The 17,762-nt window shown below is 50.1% G+C and carries 13 protein-coding genes; 9 read left to right on the top strand and 4 right to left on the bottom strand.

Annotation, left to right across the window (positions count from 1 at the left end):
- The first annotated feature begins 25 nt into the window (after positions 1 to 25).
- Together OEL83_12365 and OEL83_12360 are read left to right on the top strand one after the other, a co-directional pair.
- Positions 26 to 886 carry a mitochondrial fission ELM1 family protein gene (locus OEL83_12365; protein MDK9707834.1) on the top strand — a complete coding sequence of 287 codons (861 nt, stop codon included), beginning with the start codon at positions 26 to 28 and terminating at the stop codon, positions 884 to 886.
- A complete protein-coding gene (locus tag OEL83_12360) occupies positions 868 to 3,174 on the top strand; it encodes a glycosyltransferase family 4 protein (GenBank protein ID MDK9707833.1) in 2,307 nt (768 codons plus the stop codon). The genes OEL83_12365 and OEL83_12360 overlap by 19 nt, the downstream gene beginning before the upstream one ends.
- A 34-nt stretch (positions 3,175 to 3,208) precedes the next feature.
- On the opposite strand, the gene OEL83_12355 is transcribed toward OEL83_12360, so the two are convergent.
- Both OEL83_12355 and glgB read right to left on the bottom strand, forming a co-directional pair.
- Complete coding sequence (locus OEL83_12355) at positions 3,209 to 3,391, bottom strand: hypothetical protein (protein ID MDK9707832.1); 183 nt, start codon at positions 3,389 to 3,391, stop codon at positions 3,209 to 3,211.
- 30 nt (positions 3,392 to 3,421) lie between these two features.
- Positions 3,422 to 5,629: a 1,4-alpha-glucan branching protein GlgB gene (glgB, locus tag OEL83_12350; protein MDK9707831.1), complete on the bottom strand. Its 2,208-nt coding sequence runs from the start codon at positions 5,627 to 5,629 to the stop codon at positions 3,422 to 3,424.
- Between the two features lie 373 nt (positions 5,630 to 6,002).
- Here glgB and OEL83_12345 point away from each other — a divergent pair, with 373 nt between their 5' ends.
- Genes OEL83_12345 through OEL83_12335 form a run of 3 tightly spaced genes read left to right on the top strand, consistent with a single transcriptional unit; the run spans position 6,003 to position 7,470 of the window.
- On the top strand, positions 6,003 to 6,578 hold the full coding sequence (locus OEL83_12345) for a YqgE/AlgH family protein (protein MDK9707830.1): 576 nt from the start codon (positions 6,003 to 6,005) through the stop codon (positions 6,576 to 6,578).
- Positions 6,579 to 6,593: 15 nt separating this feature from the next.
- Positions 6,594 to 6,992 carry a YkgJ family cysteine cluster protein gene (locus OEL83_12340; GenBank protein ID MDK9707829.1) on the top strand — a complete coding sequence of 133 codons (399 nt, stop codon included), beginning with the start codon at positions 6,594 to 6,596 and terminating at the stop codon, positions 6,990 to 6,992.
- A 13-nt stretch (positions 6,993 to 7,005) separates the two neighbouring features.
- A complete protein-coding gene (locus OEL83_12335; GenBank protein MDK9707828.1) occupies positions 7,006 to 7,470 on the top strand; it encodes a 23S rRNA (pseudouridine(1915)-N(3))-methyltransferase RlmH in 465 nt (154 codons plus the stop codon).
- Here the strand turns inward: OEL83_12335 and OEL83_12330 are convergent, their stop codons facing one another.
- Entirely contained in the window at positions 7,471 to 8,277 is an 807-nt protein-coding gene (locus tag OEL83_12330) for a class I SAM-dependent methyltransferase (protein MDK9707827.1), read from the bottom strand.
- Between the two features lie 90 nt (positions 8,278 to 8,367).
- On the opposite strand from OEL83_12330, the gene kdsB reads away from it, so the two are divergent.
- The 4 genes from kdsB (at position 8,368) to OEL83_12310 (ending at position 13,929) form a co-directional block, all read left to right on the top strand.
- Positions 8,368 to 9,129: a 3-deoxy-manno-octulosonate cytidylyltransferase gene (kdsB, locus tag OEL83_12325; protein MDK9707826.1), complete on the top strand. Its 762-nt coding sequence runs from the start codon at positions 8,368 to 8,370 to the stop codon at positions 9,127 to 9,129.
- 76 nt (positions 9,130 to 9,205) lie between these two features.
- Positions 9,206 to 11,524, top strand: coding sequence for a YvcK family protein (locus OEL83_12320; protein MDK9707825.1), 2,319 nt, complete (start codon positions 9,206 to 9,208; stop codon positions 11,522 to 11,524).
- Positions 11,525 to 11,528: 4 nt separating this feature from the next.
- The gene (locus OEL83_12315) at positions 11,529 to 11,906 is read left to right on the top strand and encodes a response regulator (GenBank protein ID MDK9707824.1); all 378 of its coding nucleotides are present in this window, start codon (positions 11,529 to 11,531) and stop codon (positions 11,904 to 11,906) included.
- Positions 11,907 to 11,934: 28 nt separating this feature from the next.
- The gene (locus tag OEL83_12310) at positions 11,935 to 13,929 is read left to right on the top strand and encodes a response regulator (protein MDK9707823.1); all 1,995 of its coding nucleotides are present in this window, start codon (positions 11,935 to 11,937) and stop codon (positions 13,927 to 13,929) included.
- 69 nt (positions 13,930 to 13,998) lie between these two features.
- Here OEL83_12310 and hrpA read toward each other — a convergent pair whose 3' ends face one another.
- Positions 13,999 to 17,754 carry an ATP-dependent RNA helicase HrpA gene (hrpA, locus tag OEL83_12305; protein ID MDK9707822.1) on the bottom strand — a complete coding sequence of 1,252 codons (3,756 nt, stop codon included), beginning with the start codon at positions 17,752 to 17,754 and terminating at the stop codon, positions 13,999 to 14,001.
- Positions 17,755 to 17,762: the final 8 nt, after the last annotated feature.

Here is a 17,762-nt window from a genome sequence, read left to right as displayed (position 1 = left end):
AGGGATAATTCAGGCCTTGCGGACCATGGTGGAAGTCGAAGTGCGGGAGATCGTTGCCGAGCCGGTAACACCTTTCAATATGCTCCGGCAGATACTTTTACTGGTTTTGCCTGGTCTGGGGCTTTGCCATCCACGACTTGCCGGTGCTGATTTCTTGTTGGGCGCCGGGAGCCGAACTCATTTGCCGTTGTTGCTTTTTAAAAAGCAATACGGCATTCCTGCCGTTGTATGCATGTCACCGCCTCTCTTCCTTCGTAACCGCTTTGACCTCTGCTTTGTACCAGAGCATGATGGCTTACTTGAACGAAAAAATATCATACAAACCATCGGTGCACCAAATTGCTCGCGAAACAAAAGTCTACATCGGGACGACCATGGGCTGATTTTGCTTGGCGGAATCGATGCCAAAAGCCATCGCTGGGACTCTGCGGAGATCGGTGATATGGTGCGGCAAATAGTCAGGAAAGAGAACCAAAAGCATTGGACAATCTCTTCTTCTCCGAGGACCCCGGTTGAGACCGTGAAAATATTGGTGAACCTCGCCGCTGATTTTCCTAACGTCAATTTCTTTAACTATAAAGAGACTGGGCCGGGATGGATTGAAGAACAATACGATACCTGCAGTGTAGTTTGGGTCACCTCTGATTCCATTTCAATGATCTATGAGGCTTTGACTGCCGGCTGCAAGGTTGGCATCCTTCCCATGCAATGGCTGAGAAAAGATAGTAAGTTCAAGAGAAATGAAGATCTGTTACTAAAAAAAGGTCTGGTTAAGTCCCTTTCATCCTGGATGCAGGGTGATGCCATGTGGCAAGAGAATGTTGAACTCAATGAAGCGCAGCTTTGCGCCGAGCGGATTTTAAAGAAATGGTCGCCGAAAAACTGACTGTTGTTCAGGTGCTTCCTGAACTCGATGAAGGCGGTGTCGAGGGTGAAACACTTGATCTCGCTATATATCTGGCAAATATTGGATACCGCTCCATCGTAATTTCCGGCGGGGGGCGATTGGTGCCTCAATTAGAAAAGAACGGCTGCATCCATGTACTTTGGCCGCATATTGGCGAGAAAAGTATTCGTTGCCTGCAGTACGTTTCAAAACTTAGAAATTACCTGCGAGATGAACGAGTTGATATCCTCCATCTACGCTCTCGGTTACCTGCGTGGATCGGATATCTTGCCTGGACACTTTTACCTGAAAAACAAAAACCTTCCTTGGTTACAACATTCCATGGATTTTACTCAGTAAACTCTTATTCGCGGATTATGACCAAAGGCGAGAGGGTTGCTGCAGTTTCCGAGACAATCAAAGATCATATCATTGAAAATTACAAGATTGATGAGAAAAAGATCTGTCTGATCCATGGCGGGTTCGATGTGCGAGAATTTTCACCTGAGGTGGTTTCGCCTGAGCGTATTCAAATTCTGCGAAGAAAATGGCTTGCCGGTCGAGAAGATGCACCGGTTATCGTTCTGCCCGGGCGGCTTACTCAATTGAAGGGCCAGGATTTACTTATCGAAAGTCTTGCCAAAATCAAAGATAAGAATTTTGTCGGATTATTGATAGGCGATACGGTCGAAAACCCCTCATTTACACGAAAGCTGTTGGAGCGGATAAAATACCACGAAATGGAAGATAAGGTCATGTTGGTTGGTCATTGCACCGATATGCCGGCAGCCCTTTTACTTGCTAATGTTGTTGTCTCTGCCTCTTCTACCCAACCTGAGGCCTTTGGTAAGGTCGCTATAGAAGCCATGGCAATGGGTACCCCGGTTATTGCCACAGCCCATGGGGGCAGTCTGGAAACGATTCTCCCTGGTGTGACCGGCTGGCTTGTTCCGCCACTTGATTCAGATGCTATGGCTAAGGCGATCGTAGAAGTGCTCGAAAATCCCGAAAATGCCAAAATAATGGGTCGACAAGGACGGGATTGGGTGAATAAACGTTTCACTGCCAAAACCATGTGCGAAAAGACGGTCGCACTCTATCAAGAGGTTCACTCATCGCGCCAGAGAGTTCGCAGGCTCGAGACATTGACTGTTATGCAGCTACTCCCTGAATTGAATAGTGGTGGTGTTGAAAGAGGCACGGTTGAGATGGGGCGTCATCTCATAAGAAAAGGCCACAAATCACTTGTTGTATCAGGAGGTGGGCGACTGGTTGAGCAACTTGAACGGGAAGGTAGTGTTCATGTACGAAAGAATATTGGTTCAAAAAGTCCTATAGCTCTGGTCCATATCTGGCCTTTACGGCAGCTTATTAAAGAGAATCGTGTCAGCGTCCTGCATCTTCGTTCGAGAATGCCGGCCTGGATAGGTTATGTTGCCTGGTTAACTCTGCCTAAAAATGATCGGCCGATACTGATTACAACATTCCATGGTTTTTACTCGGTGAATGCCTACAGTGCGATTATGACTAAGGGCGATGGGGTCATAGCTGTTTCAGAGAGTATCAAAAGACATATCCTTGAGAAATATCAGCGTCAGGACAATGTGCGGTTGATATTTCGTGGCGTCGATGCGGAATCGTTCAATCCTGCAATTGTTGCCAGGGAACGGGTTGATACACTTTATCGTGCCTGGAATGTCGACAGGAATAAGCCGGTGTTGATGTTGCCTGGCCGGTTGACCAGACTGAAAGGCCAGGAATTCTTTCTAAAAAGTCTATTGCACGTTAATAATCCTGATTTTCAGGCAGTGCTGGTTGGCGATACACAGGATAATCCTGGATATACTGCTGAACTCAATGAATTTATAGAGAAGAATAATCTCACTGGCAAGGCCAGACTCGTTGGCCATTGCACCGATATGCCGGCTGCCTTCACCCTCGCCGATATAGTTTTATCCACTTCGTCCCTTGAGCCGGAAGCCTTTGGCCGAACAACCGTCGAGGCGATGGCCATGGGCAAACCTGTTATTGCCACTGCCCACGGCGGGAGCTTGGAGACGGTTGTACATGGGGAAAATGGCTGGTTGGTTCAACCTTCAGATCCCAAGGCACTGGCCGCAGCAATAGACGAAGCACTGGCGATGGATAAGGGGCAACTCAGGCAATATGGGGAGAACGGCAGGCGGAGGGTATCTGAAAACTTCACAGCACAGGCGATGTGCGAACAAACCCTGGCATTTTACTACGATCTCATTCAAAAACGAGACAAGCCGACTTCGGTCAATTGAGGAGGGAATACAGAGAGGAGTGCTGGTTAGGTTCTCACTCCTCCATAAAGTGGCGTTCGAGAAAAGCACATTCATTTGGTGACAGATCGAACTGTATCGCCACATCCTGCAACAATTGGCGGCGCTTTTTCTCGGGCTTACGCACGAGTTGCTCCGAAAATTCCTTGATAGCTTTCTTCATCTTGTCCCCCGGCGGTTGGACTACATTCTCTGTCATGACAATTCTCCTGTAAACGGCGTCACCTGATTACTCGTTGATTGGTGCAAACACCACACCCGCCAGCGGCGGTACGGTAATGGTTGCGTGAAATGGTGCCTGGGCATACGGCTGAAGGATCGGAGTAAGGATCTTCGGGCCACTCTTGTCCGAACCACTGTATACGGCGTTATCTGAGCAGAAGATCTCCCGGTAACGACAGGAATTGGGCAGACCGATTTTATAATTGGTGAAGACCTGGGGGGTATAGTTCAGGAGTACCACCAGGTGATCGCGCCGGTCTTTTCCGTACCTGGCGAAGGAGATGATTGAGTTGTTTCTATCTTCCAGGTCGAGCCAGGAGAAACCTTCGCCGTTGAAGTCCTGTTCCCAGAGTGCCGGGTGTGAGGTATACAGCCGGTTAAGGTCACCAACAAAGGTTTGCAGTGTTCGGTGATAGTCATTTTCCTCCAGCAGGTGCCAGTCAAGGCTCTGTTTACAATACCACTCCGACCATTGAGCGAATTCTCCACCCATGAAGAGCAGTTTCTTGCCGGGGTGCATCCACATGGTTAAAAGCAGCAAGCGAAGGTTGGCAAATTTCTGCCAGAGATCGCCGGGCATTTTATCGATCAAAGACTTTTTGCCATGGACAACTTCGTCATGGGATAAAGGGAGAACAAAATTCTCCGAAAAGGCGTACATTATTGAGAAAGTAAGGCTATTATGGTGAAATTTACGATACAGCGGATCTTTGGCGAAATACCCGAGGATATCGTTCATCCACCCCATATTCCATTTAAAGCCAAAACCCAAACCGCCATGGTTGGTCGGTTTGGAAACGCCGTAAAAGCTGGTTGATTCCTCGGCAATGAGCAGGGTGTTGGGGTAGTGTTCGTAGACTATCGCATTGAGGTGACGGAGAAACTCAATGGCCTCAAGATTTTCCTTGCCGCCGTAACAGTTGGGCAGCCATTCTCCATCCTTTCGGGCATAATCGAGATAGATCATTGATGCCACGGCGTCGACCCGAAGGCCGTCGATGTGGTATTTGTCGAGCCAGAACAGAGCATTGGCGATAAGGTAGTTACTCACCTCATTGCGGCCGTAGTTATAAATATAGGTTCCCCACTCGGGATGCGAGCCGCGGCGGTGGTCTTCGTGTTCATACAGTGCTGAGCCATCAAACCGACCGAGACTGTGCGCATCCTTGGGAAAGTGCGCGGGAACCCAGTCGAGAATGACCCCCAGGCCATTCTGGTGACAATGGTCGACGAAATACATGAATTCCTGCGGCGTTCCATACCGGCTGGTAAGGGAATAGGGTGCGGTGACCTGGTATCCCCAGGATTCATCGAGCGGATGCTCCATGACCGGCAACAGTTCGATATGGGTGAATCCCAGTTGTTTGGCGTATGGAACGAGGGTGTCCGCAAGTTCCTTGAAGGTCAGAAATCTCTCGGGGTCAGCGGGATCCCTGCGCCATGAACCGGGATGCACCTCATAGATAGTCATGGCCTGATCGTAAGGCGCGGTTGTTCGCCGTGCGTCTTGCCACTGCTGATCATTCCAGGTGTACTTGTCGATAGTCTTGACCACAGATCCCGACTTTGGTCGCAGTTCGCCATAGAACTGATAGGGATCGGATTTTTCCAGATTGTAGCCTTCTTGGGTCTTTATTTGGAATTTGTAGATCTCCTCCTCCTGGAGGTGGGGAATGAAAAGTTCCCATATTCCCGATGCCCCGAGAGAACGCATGGGATGCACCCGGCCATCCCAGCCATTGAAATTGCCAATCACCGAGACGGCCCTGGCGTTCGGGGCCCAGGTACGAAACACCGATCCAGCGATATTGTGGCAGTGAGTTCGATGAGCTCCCAGATGGTCGTATATTTTATAATTTCTTCCGGCGTTGAAGAGAAATCGGTCCTGTTCGCCAAGCAACACTGGAAAACGGTACGGGTCATTGGTGGTGATTACCACACCGCTGTGAAAAAGTATTTCATAGCGATAGGAAAAGGGGTCGAGGGAAGGATCGGTCAATTCGTCAACAGGCAAAACGGTCTCAAAAAGGCCTTCTCGGAAGGTCTTGGCCATTTCAATGGATTGATCGGCTAGAAGAAGGCGTACCTCCCTGGCATGCGGCTGGAATGTGCGAATGGTAACCAAACCGGCCTTGGGTATATCAAAATGGCTGCCGAGATAACAAAAGGGGTCGTAATGATCACAGGTCAACAGTTTTTCGAAATTGCTATTCATGAGATTGCCTAAGGAAATTGGCCAAGGTTGAACTGTTCTTGGTGTTGTAGGGTATTCATCCATAGTATGATATACACAAGGATTTGTCATGACCTATCTTTTTTCATGTTTTGTATTGTTTCGAACTTTGGTAAAGGGAGTGCGTTGGAAAGGCTTTCCCGAGAAAAGAATGGCTTCCTGGCTAATGAGTACTCCAAATAACTAAACCGTCTAGAGAGAACAACGCCGCTCCCTTGACGGGTTGAACAGGCATCTGATAGACTTTTGGTAAATGGGTTGATGGTCTCCCGTTAGCGAATTTTTCAAAACCGGAAACGATCACCGTACAGATAGTCCTTTACGACAATCACTTTTTAAAGAAGAAGGAGGGGCTATGAACGGGCAAATACATTCGGGAGAAAACTCCCTTGCCGGTACCTTTTTAGTCTCAACGCCACAGATGCCCGATCCACGGTTTGAAGAGCATGTTATCTATATCTGTGCCCACAATGAAGATGGAGCTATGGGAGTGGCAATTAATCAACCAAATCGAGCATTTTCTCTTGCCGAGGTTCTCCGCGGCGCTAATCTGCCCATTCCAGAATGTGAATTACCACCGGTGTATATCGGGGGACCAGTCGACCTGGAATCGGCTTTCATCCTCTATCTTTCAGAATACTCTGCCGAACACCGGCTCGATGTTAGTGAAACGGTATCTCTCACCCGGGAGACAAAAGTGCTTGAAGATATAGCAAAAGGGCGAGGACCTGAGAAATTTCTCTTTCTTCTTGGTTATACCGGATGGGGGCCCGGCCAGTTGGAACGCGAATTGATGGAAAATGGCTGGTTGAGCGTTCCAGCCAATGATGAGATTATTTTCAATAGTCCTGATGAGTTCAAATGGAAGGCGGCTGCTATGCATTATGGCATTGATATCGCAACGTTCGAAGATGTTATCGGTAACGCCTGATTGAGAGGTCTCAGAATGGTAGAAGTCTCCCAGATTTTTTCCTGTCAGCGCTGCGGCTACTGCTGCCATGGTGAAACCACGGTATCCCTTAACGAAGATGACCGGAAGCGAATGGTGCAAACCTTGAAAATACCGGAAGGTGAGGTCAGACGGCAATATTGGCGAATCACCGGCAACATCGTGCAGATGAAAACGGTCGATGGCCATTGTGTTTTTTACGATCAAGGCTGCAAGGTACACGACGGCAGGCCATGGCGTTGTGCGCAGTGGCCACTCCATCCATCCATTCTTGTTGATGAAAATAATCTGCGTACCATTGCCGAGTCGTGCCCCGGCATCAACAAGAACCTTTCGTGGCAGGAATTCTGCGGCATTCTGCGACAACTGCTGGATAACTCCAAATGCTTGTGTTAGCCGTCCATCAGTCATGAAACATGAATTGCTGCTTCTGGGAAAGACAAAGGACCGATTTCTGGCCGACGGTATAAAAGAATATGCCGCAAGATTGTGCCATTACACCACATTCTCGATAACAACTCTGAAGGAAAAGACAAAGACGCGGGATCAAGCGACTGTCATTGATTGCGAGGGCCGGTTGCTGTTGCAGGCGGTTGCCCCGGGGGCATTGATCGTCGCTTTGGATGCACGAGGAAAGCAGTTTTCTTCGGAGGCATTTTCTGAGAAGATTGTATCCTGGGAAATACAGGGGATGAAGCAGATTTGTTATCTCATCGGGGGACCTGATGGCCATGCACCGAGCGTTCTGCAAGCCGCAGATCTTCTTTTATCACTGTCGTCGATGACCTTTACCCATGATATGACCCGGATGATTCTGGTCGAACAACTCTACCGGGCGTACACCATCAAGGCCGGCGAAAAATACCATAAATAGTTATGATCGGCAGCTGTTGAAGGTGAGATAAATATCGAATCGGCTGTTCTTCATGGAAATAATGTGCGAGGGGGCGTCCTCGGTGAGGGGCGGTGCCAGGCGAGGTCGCTTTACTACTACCCGGTTGGTGGCATGGGCAACGGCCAGCGTTAATAATTCGCCGCTATCCTGATCATCTCCGGCCAGTGCCCGGATAATCCGCATGGATTGGCGGTTGAGAGCCGAATCCTCACGATGCGGGTACATTGGGTCAAGATACACCGTGGAATAGTTTTCAGCACAGTGGTGCAGATAGTTTGCGGCATCGCCTTCCATCAGGCGCATTCTCTGGGTTATATTCGCTATAGTACCTTTATTTTCCCTGGCCCTTTGCAGCCCATCGGCCAGAAGGGCGGCGATAACCGGCGATCGTTCACACATCGTTACCTGGCAGCCAAGACTTGCCAAGACAAAGGCATCGGCGCCCAGCCCGGCCGTGCCATCCAACACCTCAGGCCGAAGACCCGATTTGATGCCGGCCGCCCGAGCGAGCGGTTGTTTGATTGAACAGTCTTTATGCAAGCGGTAGGCATTTTTGCCGCCGACAAAATCGACAAAGAGAAGGCGGTGCAGGGTCTTCTTGCCACCCGCTGAGGCGTGCAGAAGTGCCAGTCCTTCCGGGGTGTAGGCGAGGACGAAATCAGACAAATCTTCGGTCACCCGCTCAACAAAAGGAAGCCCGAGTTTCTTCGCCAGGTCGGCCGCTTTTTGTAGAATTCCAACCGAATTTATTGTAGATGAAACGAGTATTGAAGGGGGGGGATTCACAGCTTTTGCCTTCCATCAAAATGAAGCGTTAATGCCCGGGTAAAGGAGCAACGGTACCCGACTTATTCCGAAATAACCAGTATGATTACCATGACGATTCAAAAACCAGAAGTTGTTGCCATTATCCCGGCACGTTATGACTCCAATCGATTTCCCGGCAAACCTCTGGCACTCATTGCCGGTAAACCCATGGTTCAGCATGTTGTGGAAAGAGCCCGGGCGGTAAAAATGCTCTCACGGGTGGTTGTCGCAACCGACGACGAACGGATCGCCCGCTGTGTCGAAGGGTTCGGGGGTGAGTACGTTATGACACGAAAAAACCACGTTTCCGGATCAGACCGGCTTGCCGAGGCCGCTGAAATTCTGAAGATCTCGGAGCACGATGTCGTGGTGAATATCCAGGGTGACCAGCCTCTTTTCCCAGCCGAGGTGGTGCAACAGGTAGCGCAACCCCTGCTTGATGACCCGGCGCTGCCTATGTCAACCCTTATTTATAAAATCATCCGCCCGGAAGAGATCAACGATCCTAACCATGTGAAAACAGTATTCGATCGCGATTATTACGCATTGTATTTCTCCCGGTCCCCCATACCATTTCAACGCAATCCGAGTGAAACCATCAAGCCGACCTATTACAAGCATCTCGGTTTTTATGCCTACCGGAAAGGCTTTCTCTTATCCTTTGTCGCTTTGCCTGAGGGCGAGTGGGAACGATTCGAAAAACTCGAACAACTGCGTGCGCTGGAGTTTGGGTATAAAATAAAACTGGTTATAACGCAACATGACTCCATAGAAGTTGATACCCCCGAGGAACTTCTACGGGTGGAACAGTATCTTCTCAAAAGAACCTGATATCCGGTTGACTGTTGGCTGAAAAAAACAGACACTAGGTGGAGAACATTCAGATTCGAAGTTCGTGAGGCCGGGTTTGATACTTGATACAATTCAGGAAATGGAGAAGGTTCAACTCTCCCCACTGGACCTTCTTCCACAGCACGATCTGCGTGAAAAGATTGTTGACCTCGTCTTGCGCGGCGTTCCCGAAAACGTCCATTCTCAGGCCCGGACGCTGCTTCTTTCCTTGCGTAACGAGCTCGTCGAGACAAGTGTCGAAGAGGTGAAGGTCGTTGTTTTTGGCGGGGGCACGGGTCTGTCAAATATTATTGGCGGCGATTCCCGTCAGGAAAACTGGGCGAAAAAGCCTTTTGTCGGCCTCAAAGAAATTTTCCCGCAAACACGGTCGATTGTCTGTATCACCGATAATGGCGGCTCGACCGGCGAGTTGTTAAAAGACCTGCCCCTTGTGGCTGTAGGCGACATGCGCCATGTGCTTCTGTCGTCGATAGAAAGCAGCAATCTCCAGAAGAGATACAATATTGATATCTTTGAAGCGATCAAGACTGCAACTATCCTCGCTGAGATCTTCAACTGCCGATCAAGCCAACCATTTAGTAAGACCTCCCCAATTATTCAGGAGATACTTAGTAGACTTAGTACCTTACCAAGGGCCTTAGAACAGTATCTGAAATATCTCCTTGAATATCTTTTTTTCGATCGGCGTTTTGCCGAAACCCTGCATCGCCCGCATTGCCTAGGAAATCTCTTGCTCGCCGCGGCCATCTATCGCGAAGTCGATCATGATATATCCAATGAACAATTGGCCATAAGACAGGAATTGCTGCACAAGGCCATCTTTAAAGGCATGAATGCCCTGGCACGAATGGTCGGCGCTTGTGAACGGGCAGTTCTCCCGTGCACCTCAACACCAGCCCAACTCCGGGTGTTGTATACCAACGGAGTCGAGATCATCGGTGAACATAAATTGAGCGAGTCAAGAAGGGGCTTTCCTGTAGACAGCGTTCAGATAGATTATTGTGATAGGGTCCGGGTGTATGATGAAGTCTTGGCGGACATAGCCGGCGCCGATATTCTTATTCTTGCTCCCGGGAGTTTGTATTCTTCTATTATTCCGGTTTTCAAGGTGCCAGGCCTTGCCGATACAGTGCGCAGCAATCGCAATGCTTTAAAGGTGTTAGTGTCAAATCTCTGGGTTCAAGCAGGAGAAACCGATTTGAGCATAGCTGATCCGGAAAGAAAATTTCATGTGTCGGATATGATCCGGGCCTATGAAAAAAACATCCCGGGTGGCACCAGAGGGCTTTTTAATGAGGTTCTTTGCATTTCGCTCAACGATATCCCCGCTTCGGTTTTACAACGGTATGCGGTTGAAGGGAAGGTGCCGATCTTTGTTGATAAAGAGGAGCTCTTTCGTGGTAGCTATATTCCTATAGAATGTGGGGTGTATTCCCGCAAGGCATTGGTTGAAAGAGGGGTCATTCAGCACGATCCCGACATTCTCGCCCAGGCCATTAAGGCACTTTACAACGGCCGGAGCTGTTTTTACTCACGCACCGGCAAGGTTGGCGATGAGAACATCCTGCCTGGCAACAGCCTATTGCGTCAAGCATCGTGTTTGCTGCCTTGCCAACGTTTTCTCGGCATTAAGGAAAAGCTTGCAAAGGTGGAGGTTCATTGTATCGGTAACAATTTTGGTATTGATACTGACACCCTCAAAGAGGAGATATGTAATATTCTTTGGAATCATCCAATCATCCCCCTTCACCACCTCGATTACTTTAATTCCATTCATTGCATTGATCGTAACAATTGGCACCGGGATCAACAGTGGGACAATGTCTTCTCCTTTTTTGATCCTGAGGATAAGGCAATAAAAATCAGAGGTGACCAGATTGGTGTCAGGCAGAAACTAGAAATAGCCCTGATGATTGCCCTTGGCGAATCGCTTCTCGGCAACTACGCCCTCAAGAAGGAGATGCAGGATGTGCAGATGGATACAATATCTCTTGGCCGTGTATACCATCTCTATCTAAGGGAGGAAAAGCAGCGCAGTTGTTTCCTGACCCATGAACAGGTCAGGTCGTTCCTGGCCCTCGCCCGAATGTGCTTTACTGAGGACGAGAATCATTACACCAGGTTAATAAATAAGGGGGAGGGTTTTACCCCGCCGGGTTTGCTGATGGGGCTTATGTATGCCTGGTACATTGATAACCGGCTGGCAAGCCATATTGAATATAAGATGTCGGTAATGAAGATTGACCAAACCGACCTCATTCCCGAACAACTCAAAATGGCCGGCAGAAGACGTAAAATGGTCAGTTTTTTCAAAGAGGTGGTTTTTCGACAGCAACCATCTAGCGGAGAACCTAATCCGGCTTATGAGGGATGAGAAGATGAAAATTCTGGTAATAGATGATGATGAGCTCATTCGCTCCCTTATCCGTGTATGGTTGGAGAGGGAGGGATTTACGATACATGAAGCTGAAAATGGCCGGAAGGGCGTTGAAAAACATCGCCTTTGCCCTGTTGATCTGGTGATCTGCGATCTTATCATGCCGGTCCAGGAAGGTATTGAGACAATCACACAATTCAGGGAGGAATTTCCGGAAGTCGGTATAATCGCCATTTCCGGAGGCGGAAAAATCTGCCCGGATTCTTATTTGGCAGTTGCCAAACAAATTGGGGCATGGCAGGTTTTTGCCAAACCACTTGACATGCCCTCTTTGACGGCAGCAATCAAAGAATGGCGACTTTCGCAGGGCTCGAAATGAATTGTAATTTTTTATTGAGAAAAAAAGGATGATCATTAAAACTCTCGTCGTCGATAACAATCCGGTACTCCTCAAGGCCGTATCGACCATCCTCAGTCAGGAAGGATGCCTTGTCAAGACAGCTGGAACTGGACTTGAGGCTCTTGAAATCCTACAAGAATATGAGCCGGACATAGTTTTCACCGACTTGATTATGCCGCTGGTGAGCGGTGAGCAGTTGTGCCGGATTTTGCGGCATACAAAGAAACATGAGGGCATCTTTATTGTCGTGCTCTCTGCCATTTTTCTTGAGGATCAAGAACGAATCATCAACGATATCAACTGTGATCTCTGTATTGCTAAAGGCAATCTGAAGGAGATCCGCCATCACATCCGCGAGGCCTTGCAGGCATTTGAAGAGAAGAAGGTTTCCCTTTCCAGACAGCAAGGCAAGAACGCTCGAATTCCAACGGGCCTCAAGCCCTCAGAGGTGACGTCGGAACTTTTGTCGGAAAAAAGGCATTTGGCGATGATTCTCGCCAATCTCGATGAAGGTATCCTCGAATTAAGCAGTAAAGGAAAAATTGTTGCTGCCAATAGGGCGGCACTCAATATTCTTGACCGCCAGGAAGAACAGCTTGTTGGCTTGTCCATTGCCGGGGCGATAGATTGGGGCCACCTCCAGGCGCATATTCAACAATGGAGTGAGCAGCAACTGATAGGCCGGGGAATGGGCGGATTTGAGATTCTAGAAGAATCGCCGCTATTGCTGGATGATAGGGTAATAGTTGGTTCGCTCATTCCGGTCATCGAGGCCGACAGTGTCTTTGGCCTCTGTATTCTCCGCGATATTACCCGACAGTATCAAGCAGAGCGGCACAACAAGGAACTGGATGCGGCAATAAAGCTTGTTAAAAAAATGGATGCGATGAGTTGTATGGCTGGGGGGGTTGCCCATGATTTCAATAATTTATTGACGGTCATCTGCGGCAATCTCGACATTATCTCCCATTACGGAGAAAGGCAGAATGAAATTGAGCGCAAAAAACTCATCGATCAGGCGCGGAAGGCGGCACTCGTCGCGGTTGATCTGACCCGGCAAATATCCTGCTTTTCCAATCTTGGTATTGTAAGTCGCCAGTATATCGGTATCCGACAACTCATTCTGGCCGGGGTACTCAATTTTCTTGAGGATGAAACTCTGGATTACTCATTGCGGATGGAAGGTGAAGATTGTTTGGTCAGTGTCGATCCGGATGAAATCGGCCAGGCAATTGCCAATGTTTTAAAAAATGCCCGTGAAGCCAGTGAAGATGGGAAGGTTGAGATAGTAATAAGCAGAAGCACCTTCACTGCTCCGAAGCTGATGTCCGGACAATATGTCTCGGCTGGAACCTATGCCAGAGTGGAATTTCGCGATTGTGGTAAAGGAATAGACCGGGAGCAACTCCTGAAGGTCTTTGATCCCTATTATTCAACGAAGGAGAGAGGGGCCTTAAAGGGAATGGGCCTTGGCCTGACCGTGGTATATGCAACCCTCCGCAATCATGGTGGCCACGTTGTTGTCCACTCTGAGCCGGGAGTTGGCACCACGGTGTCTTTTTATTTGCCAGTGTTCCAGAACCGGGGAGAACAGGGAGGCTCAAGCAATCGTAGAGTCGGAGAGAGGCACATTCTACTCATTGAGCCGGACGAGCAGATGCACGAGGTTGGCAGGATAATGCTCGAGCATTTGGGCTATACGGTAGCCAAGGCATCGAACCGAGCCGATGCTCTCCGGGAGTTGCAGCGATATGCTGGCGACCCGAAACTGCCGAGACCGCTGGTCATTCTCGATTTGTCGGACGCCAACGGTGAATCAGCGATTGAGACCTGTCGTCTTCTGCGTGAGATTGACAGCGATCTTCAGGTCATCGCCATGAGCGGCACCATCCTTGAACCGGTGATGATCGATTGCCGCAAGTACGGCTTTGTAAATACCCTGGCCAAGCCCTATACCATGGACAGTCTTAAACATGTCACTGGAATGATTTTCAATATCTGAATCGTTTTCATAGGTTCCCAGCCGTGCCTCTGCCATCCTGACTCGGTGTCGGCATTTCCCATGGCGGTATCAGCATAAAGCCAGGGTTGCTCGCCACTGTTCGTCGAGTTTCTTCTCGGAAATCGATTGTCGGGTCTTAATCTCCGGGGCAAACAGGGCGATCCGGTATTCGCCGATCATTGCCTCGTAGTTACCAAGAGACTCCAGGGCTTCCCGTGAGAGTTCATCTTTTTTTGCCTTGATCCCAGCCAGATTACGAAGGTGTTTGCCGAGCGGAGCGGCCTTACTGCTGTCTTTTGCCGGATTGGCGTACATCCTCTCGGCGCGAATAAGCAGGCATTGCAGTTGTCGGTCGAGGTCGATAAATGAGCCGCTGCTCCCTTGCTGGAGAAAATCTTGAGGAAAGATATCTTCGAGATGCGCGTACAGTTCCGCCTCTTTTGCCGGGAGATTGAGGCGATTTTTAGTATTTGGATCAAATATTTTTCGAAGGGCATCGGATACCAAACGCCTCTTTCGCAGCAGGGCCAGAAGCTCGTCGAAGAGCTTTTTGCCGGTGGCGTACAGGCCTCGCTGCTTGATGTCAGCCACTTTGGCGGTAAACTCTTCTTCTGAAAGTAGCGCCGGAGGCAGCGGCCCAAAGATTCTGTAGAGGAGAAAGTCGAGCAGGGTGTCGACAACCTCCTTGCGCGGTACGTTGAGATCGAACAGATATACCGCCGATGGACCGGAAAATGCGGTCGTACACATCTTTTTCAAGGCCTTGAACTGGTCGGTGAATTGCAGACGAAAAAGAAACAAGGTGCCACTTCTGTTCAACTTTTCCGCCACCATCTGATTTTTTTCAAAGGAGATGGAAACACAGCCACGATCGAGATGGGGGACGAGCACCGGGTACAGAAAACCGGCAACTTCCCCTTTGGTAGTAAAGGCAGGGATGGCAGGCGGTAGCCCATGAAAGGTCCAGCCGGTATGCTCCGTTTTCTGCCACTTACCGACCAAATCTTCGCCATCCTTTTGCAGGGTCGGTTCCTGCTGAGAGCGCGGCACCCCCGACCCGCTGCTGAGCAGATCCTTGAGATTCCGGCCGGCGCAAATCTCTCGGCCCTCATCGTCAAAGAGCAAAAAACGCGGTTGCAGGTGCAGGGGCAATTCCTCAGTCCAATCGGTGCGTAGCACCAATACCTTGAAACGTTTCAGAAGAGATGCCTCAAGGGCGGCATACAAAGAGCGCTGGCCCTGTGACATATCATCGAGCAGCCAGGTTACGGTGTCAATGATCGGCACCAGCTTTTTGCGAATGGCCTTGGGCAGGGACTTGAGAAGGAAGGTCAGCTTTTCCTGCAACAGTCCGGGCACCAGCCAGTCAAAAATGGCGGGGGAGACAGAAAAGGCAGAATCGATGGGCAGGCGGAAGGTCACCCCGTCGTGTTCGGAGCCGGGCTCAAAATGATATTCCAGGCGAATACGCATGGTGCCGATGGCAAGGGTCGGTGGATAATCGACAAGCTCCATGTCGTCTGGTTTACGTATGAGGACGTCGTCTTCGCCCATCATCAGGGCGTGCTGATCTTTTTTCCCCCTCAGAAAACGATTCAAGGTATTTTTATCATAGACGTCGAGAGGGATTCTTTCCCCATAGAACCTATGAAAAGCCAGGTCATCGGCGACTATGCTGCGCACCCGCAATTTCTCCTCCGCATCTTGCCACTTGCGTATAAGTTCATGATTATGCTGCAGAAAAGAATACGACCCGAGGATCTCGCCTTGAACCAGCGCCGCCTGGATAAAGATATCCCTGGCCTCGGCAATATTCTTGCTGTTTCTCTTGCCGAAATTGACCTTTTTGCCGGAGCTGATGATCAGGCCAAACAGGGAAACGGTTTCCTCGGCGATAACCTGTCCGGTCTTTTTCTCCCAATGCGGGTTGGACCAGGAATATTTGCAGAGATGACCTGCAATTGCCTCAATCCACTCAGGTTCGATGGTTGCGACGGTCAGGGCGTAAAGTCGCGAGGTTTCGAGAAACGAGGCGGCGACGAGCCATTGCCCACCCTTCATAAACTGGTGCGAACCGGGGAAGATCATCAGCTCCCGGTTATGGGCGCCCTGATATTGCTGGCCGAGCTTTTTTCGAGCAAGGTTGCGTAAAAATCCGGCGAGGAGTGCCCGGTGGATCTGCTCGTAGGAGGCGTTGGCGGCGTTATTGGCAAAGTCCTCTCTTTGCACAAGAATACGCTCAAGCTGGTCATGCAGATCAATCCATTCGCGCATTCGCTGGTAGGAAAGATAATAGCCCTTGCAGTATTTTTTCAGGCGTGACCAGGATTTCACCTTGTCTTGGACATCGTGAAAGGAATTCCAAATGTTCAAAAGGGTCATAAAGTCGGACTGGGGATGGAGAAAGACTTTATGCACCTCATCGGCCTCTTTTTCATGATCGGTCGGCCGGATGCGCGGGTCCTGAATGGCCAGAACCGCCGCGATGATCTTTATTTCCCTCAGACAATTGTTCTCCCGCGCCTCGATGATGATCCGTGAGATGCAGGGATCAATAGGCAGATCGGCCATGATCCGGCCCTTTTCGGTGAGGCGCATCCTGTCGTTTATCGCCCCAAGTTCACTGAGCAGCTGGTAGCCTTCCTTAATGGCGCTTTTATGCGGAGGATCAAGGAAGGGGAAGTTTTCGGGACGACCAAGCTCCAGCGAGATCATCTGCAGAATGACCTCGGCAAGATTTGAGCGGAGCAGTTCCGGCAGGGTGTATTCCGGGCGGTCAAGATAATCATCTTCCGAGTAGAGACGGATGCAGATACCCGGGCCAATGCGCCCACACCGGCCTTTGCGTTGGTCGCACGCCGCCCGGGAAATTCTGGTGATCGGCAAACTGGTGGTCTTGGCGCGCACGTTATATTGCGATATGCGGGCTAGACCACTGTCAACGACATAGCGGATGCCGGGCACGGTAATGGAGGTCTCGGCGACATTGGTGGCGAGGACAATCTTTACCTTACTAAAGCGTTGAAAGATTCGCCTCTGATCCCCGGCCGGGAGCCTTCCGTATAGGGGTAAAATAATCGCGCCGGGAATTTTCTTTTCCAGCAGCTGACAGCCCTCGCGGATGTCCCTCTCGGTCGGCAGGAACACCAAAATGTCGCCCCTCGGCTCGTTGGCGTACAGTTCCGCTACAACTTTCAGACAATGATCAAGCTCCTCGTCCTTGTCGCCCGAGACATCCTCCTCTGGTGGGCAATAGCGGATGGTCACTGGATAGGATCGGCCGGCGACGGCGATGACCGGCGCATCGCCAAAATGCTTGGCAAAGGCCTGGGTATCGATGGTTGCCGAGGTGATAATGACTTTCAGGTCAGGGCGGCGGGGCAGGAGTTGCTTGATGTAGCCGAGGAGAAAATCGATATTCAGGCTTCGTTCATGGGCCTCGTCAATAATTAGTATTCCGTAGCGGGATAAACGCCGGTCTTGGCGGGTTTCGGCGAGGAGCACGCCGTCGGTCATAAATTTGATTCTGGTTGTTTTAGTCGTACAATCCTGAAAACGGATCTTATAGCCAACCAGGTCGGAGAGTGGCCCGAGTTCTTCGGCGACTCGTGCGGCAACGGTGGAGGCGGCGATGCGTCGCGGCTGGGTGCAACCGATCAGGAGCCGGCTGTCGGGAAAGGCCTCAAGGCCCATTTTAGCGAGTTGGGTAGTCTTACCCGATCCGGTTTCTCCCGCGACAACAATAACTTGGTTTTGCTGCAGGGCGGCGATGATGACGTCCCGGTGGGCGGTTATCGGCAGGCTGTCGGGGTAAAGAATGTTCATGAAAAAAA

It is taken from the genome of Desulforhopalus sp. (assembly GCA_030247675.1).
Classification (GTDB): domain Bacteria; phylum Desulfobacterota; class Desulfobulbia; order Desulfobulbales; family Desulfocapsaceae; genus Desulforhopalus_A.
This window is presented reverse-complemented; position numbering and strand designations above follow the sequence as displayed.

Coding starts and splice junctions, on each gene's coding strand:
- OEL83_12310 (MDK9707823.1), top strand. CDS start 11,935: ATGATCATTAAAACTCTCGTCGTCGATAACAATCCGGTACTCCTCAAG.
- OEL83_12340 (MDK9707829.1), top strand. CDS start 6,594: ATGGTAGAAGTCTCCCAGATTTTTTCCTGTCAGCGCTGCGGCTACTGC.
- OEL83_12315 (MDK9707824.1), top strand. CDS start 11,529: ATGAAAATTCTGGTAATAGATGATGATGAGCTCATTCGCTCCCTTATC.
- OEL83_12355 (MDK9707832.1), bottom strand. CDS start 3,391: ATGACAGAGAATGTAGTCCAACCGCCGGGGGACAAGATGAAGAAAGCT.
- kdsB (MDK9707826.1), top strand. CDS start 8,368: ATGACGATTCAAAAACCAGAAGTTGTTGCCATTATCCCGGCACGTTAT.
- glgB (MDK9707831.1), bottom strand. CDS start 5,629: ATGAATAGCAATTTCGAAAAACTGTTGACCTGTGATCATTACGACCCC.
- OEL83_12345 (MDK9707830.1), top strand. CDS start 6,003: ATGAACGGGCAAATACATTCGGGAGAAAACTCCCTTGCCGGTACCTTT.
- OEL83_12335 (MDK9707828.1), top strand. CDS start 7,006: ATGAAACATGAATTGCTGCTTCTGGGAAAGACAAAGGACCGATTTCTG.
- OEL83_12365 (MDK9707834.1), top strand. CDS start 26: ATGGTGGAAGTCGAAGTGCGGGAGATCGTTGCCGAGCCGGTAACACCT.
- OEL83_12360 (MDK9707833.1), top strand. CDS start 868: ATGGTCGCCGAAAAACTGACTGTTGTTCAGGTGCTTCCTGAACTCGAT.
- hrpA (MDK9707822.1), bottom strand. CDS start 17,754: ATGAACATTCTTTACCCCGACAGCCTGCCGATAACCGCCCACCGGGAC.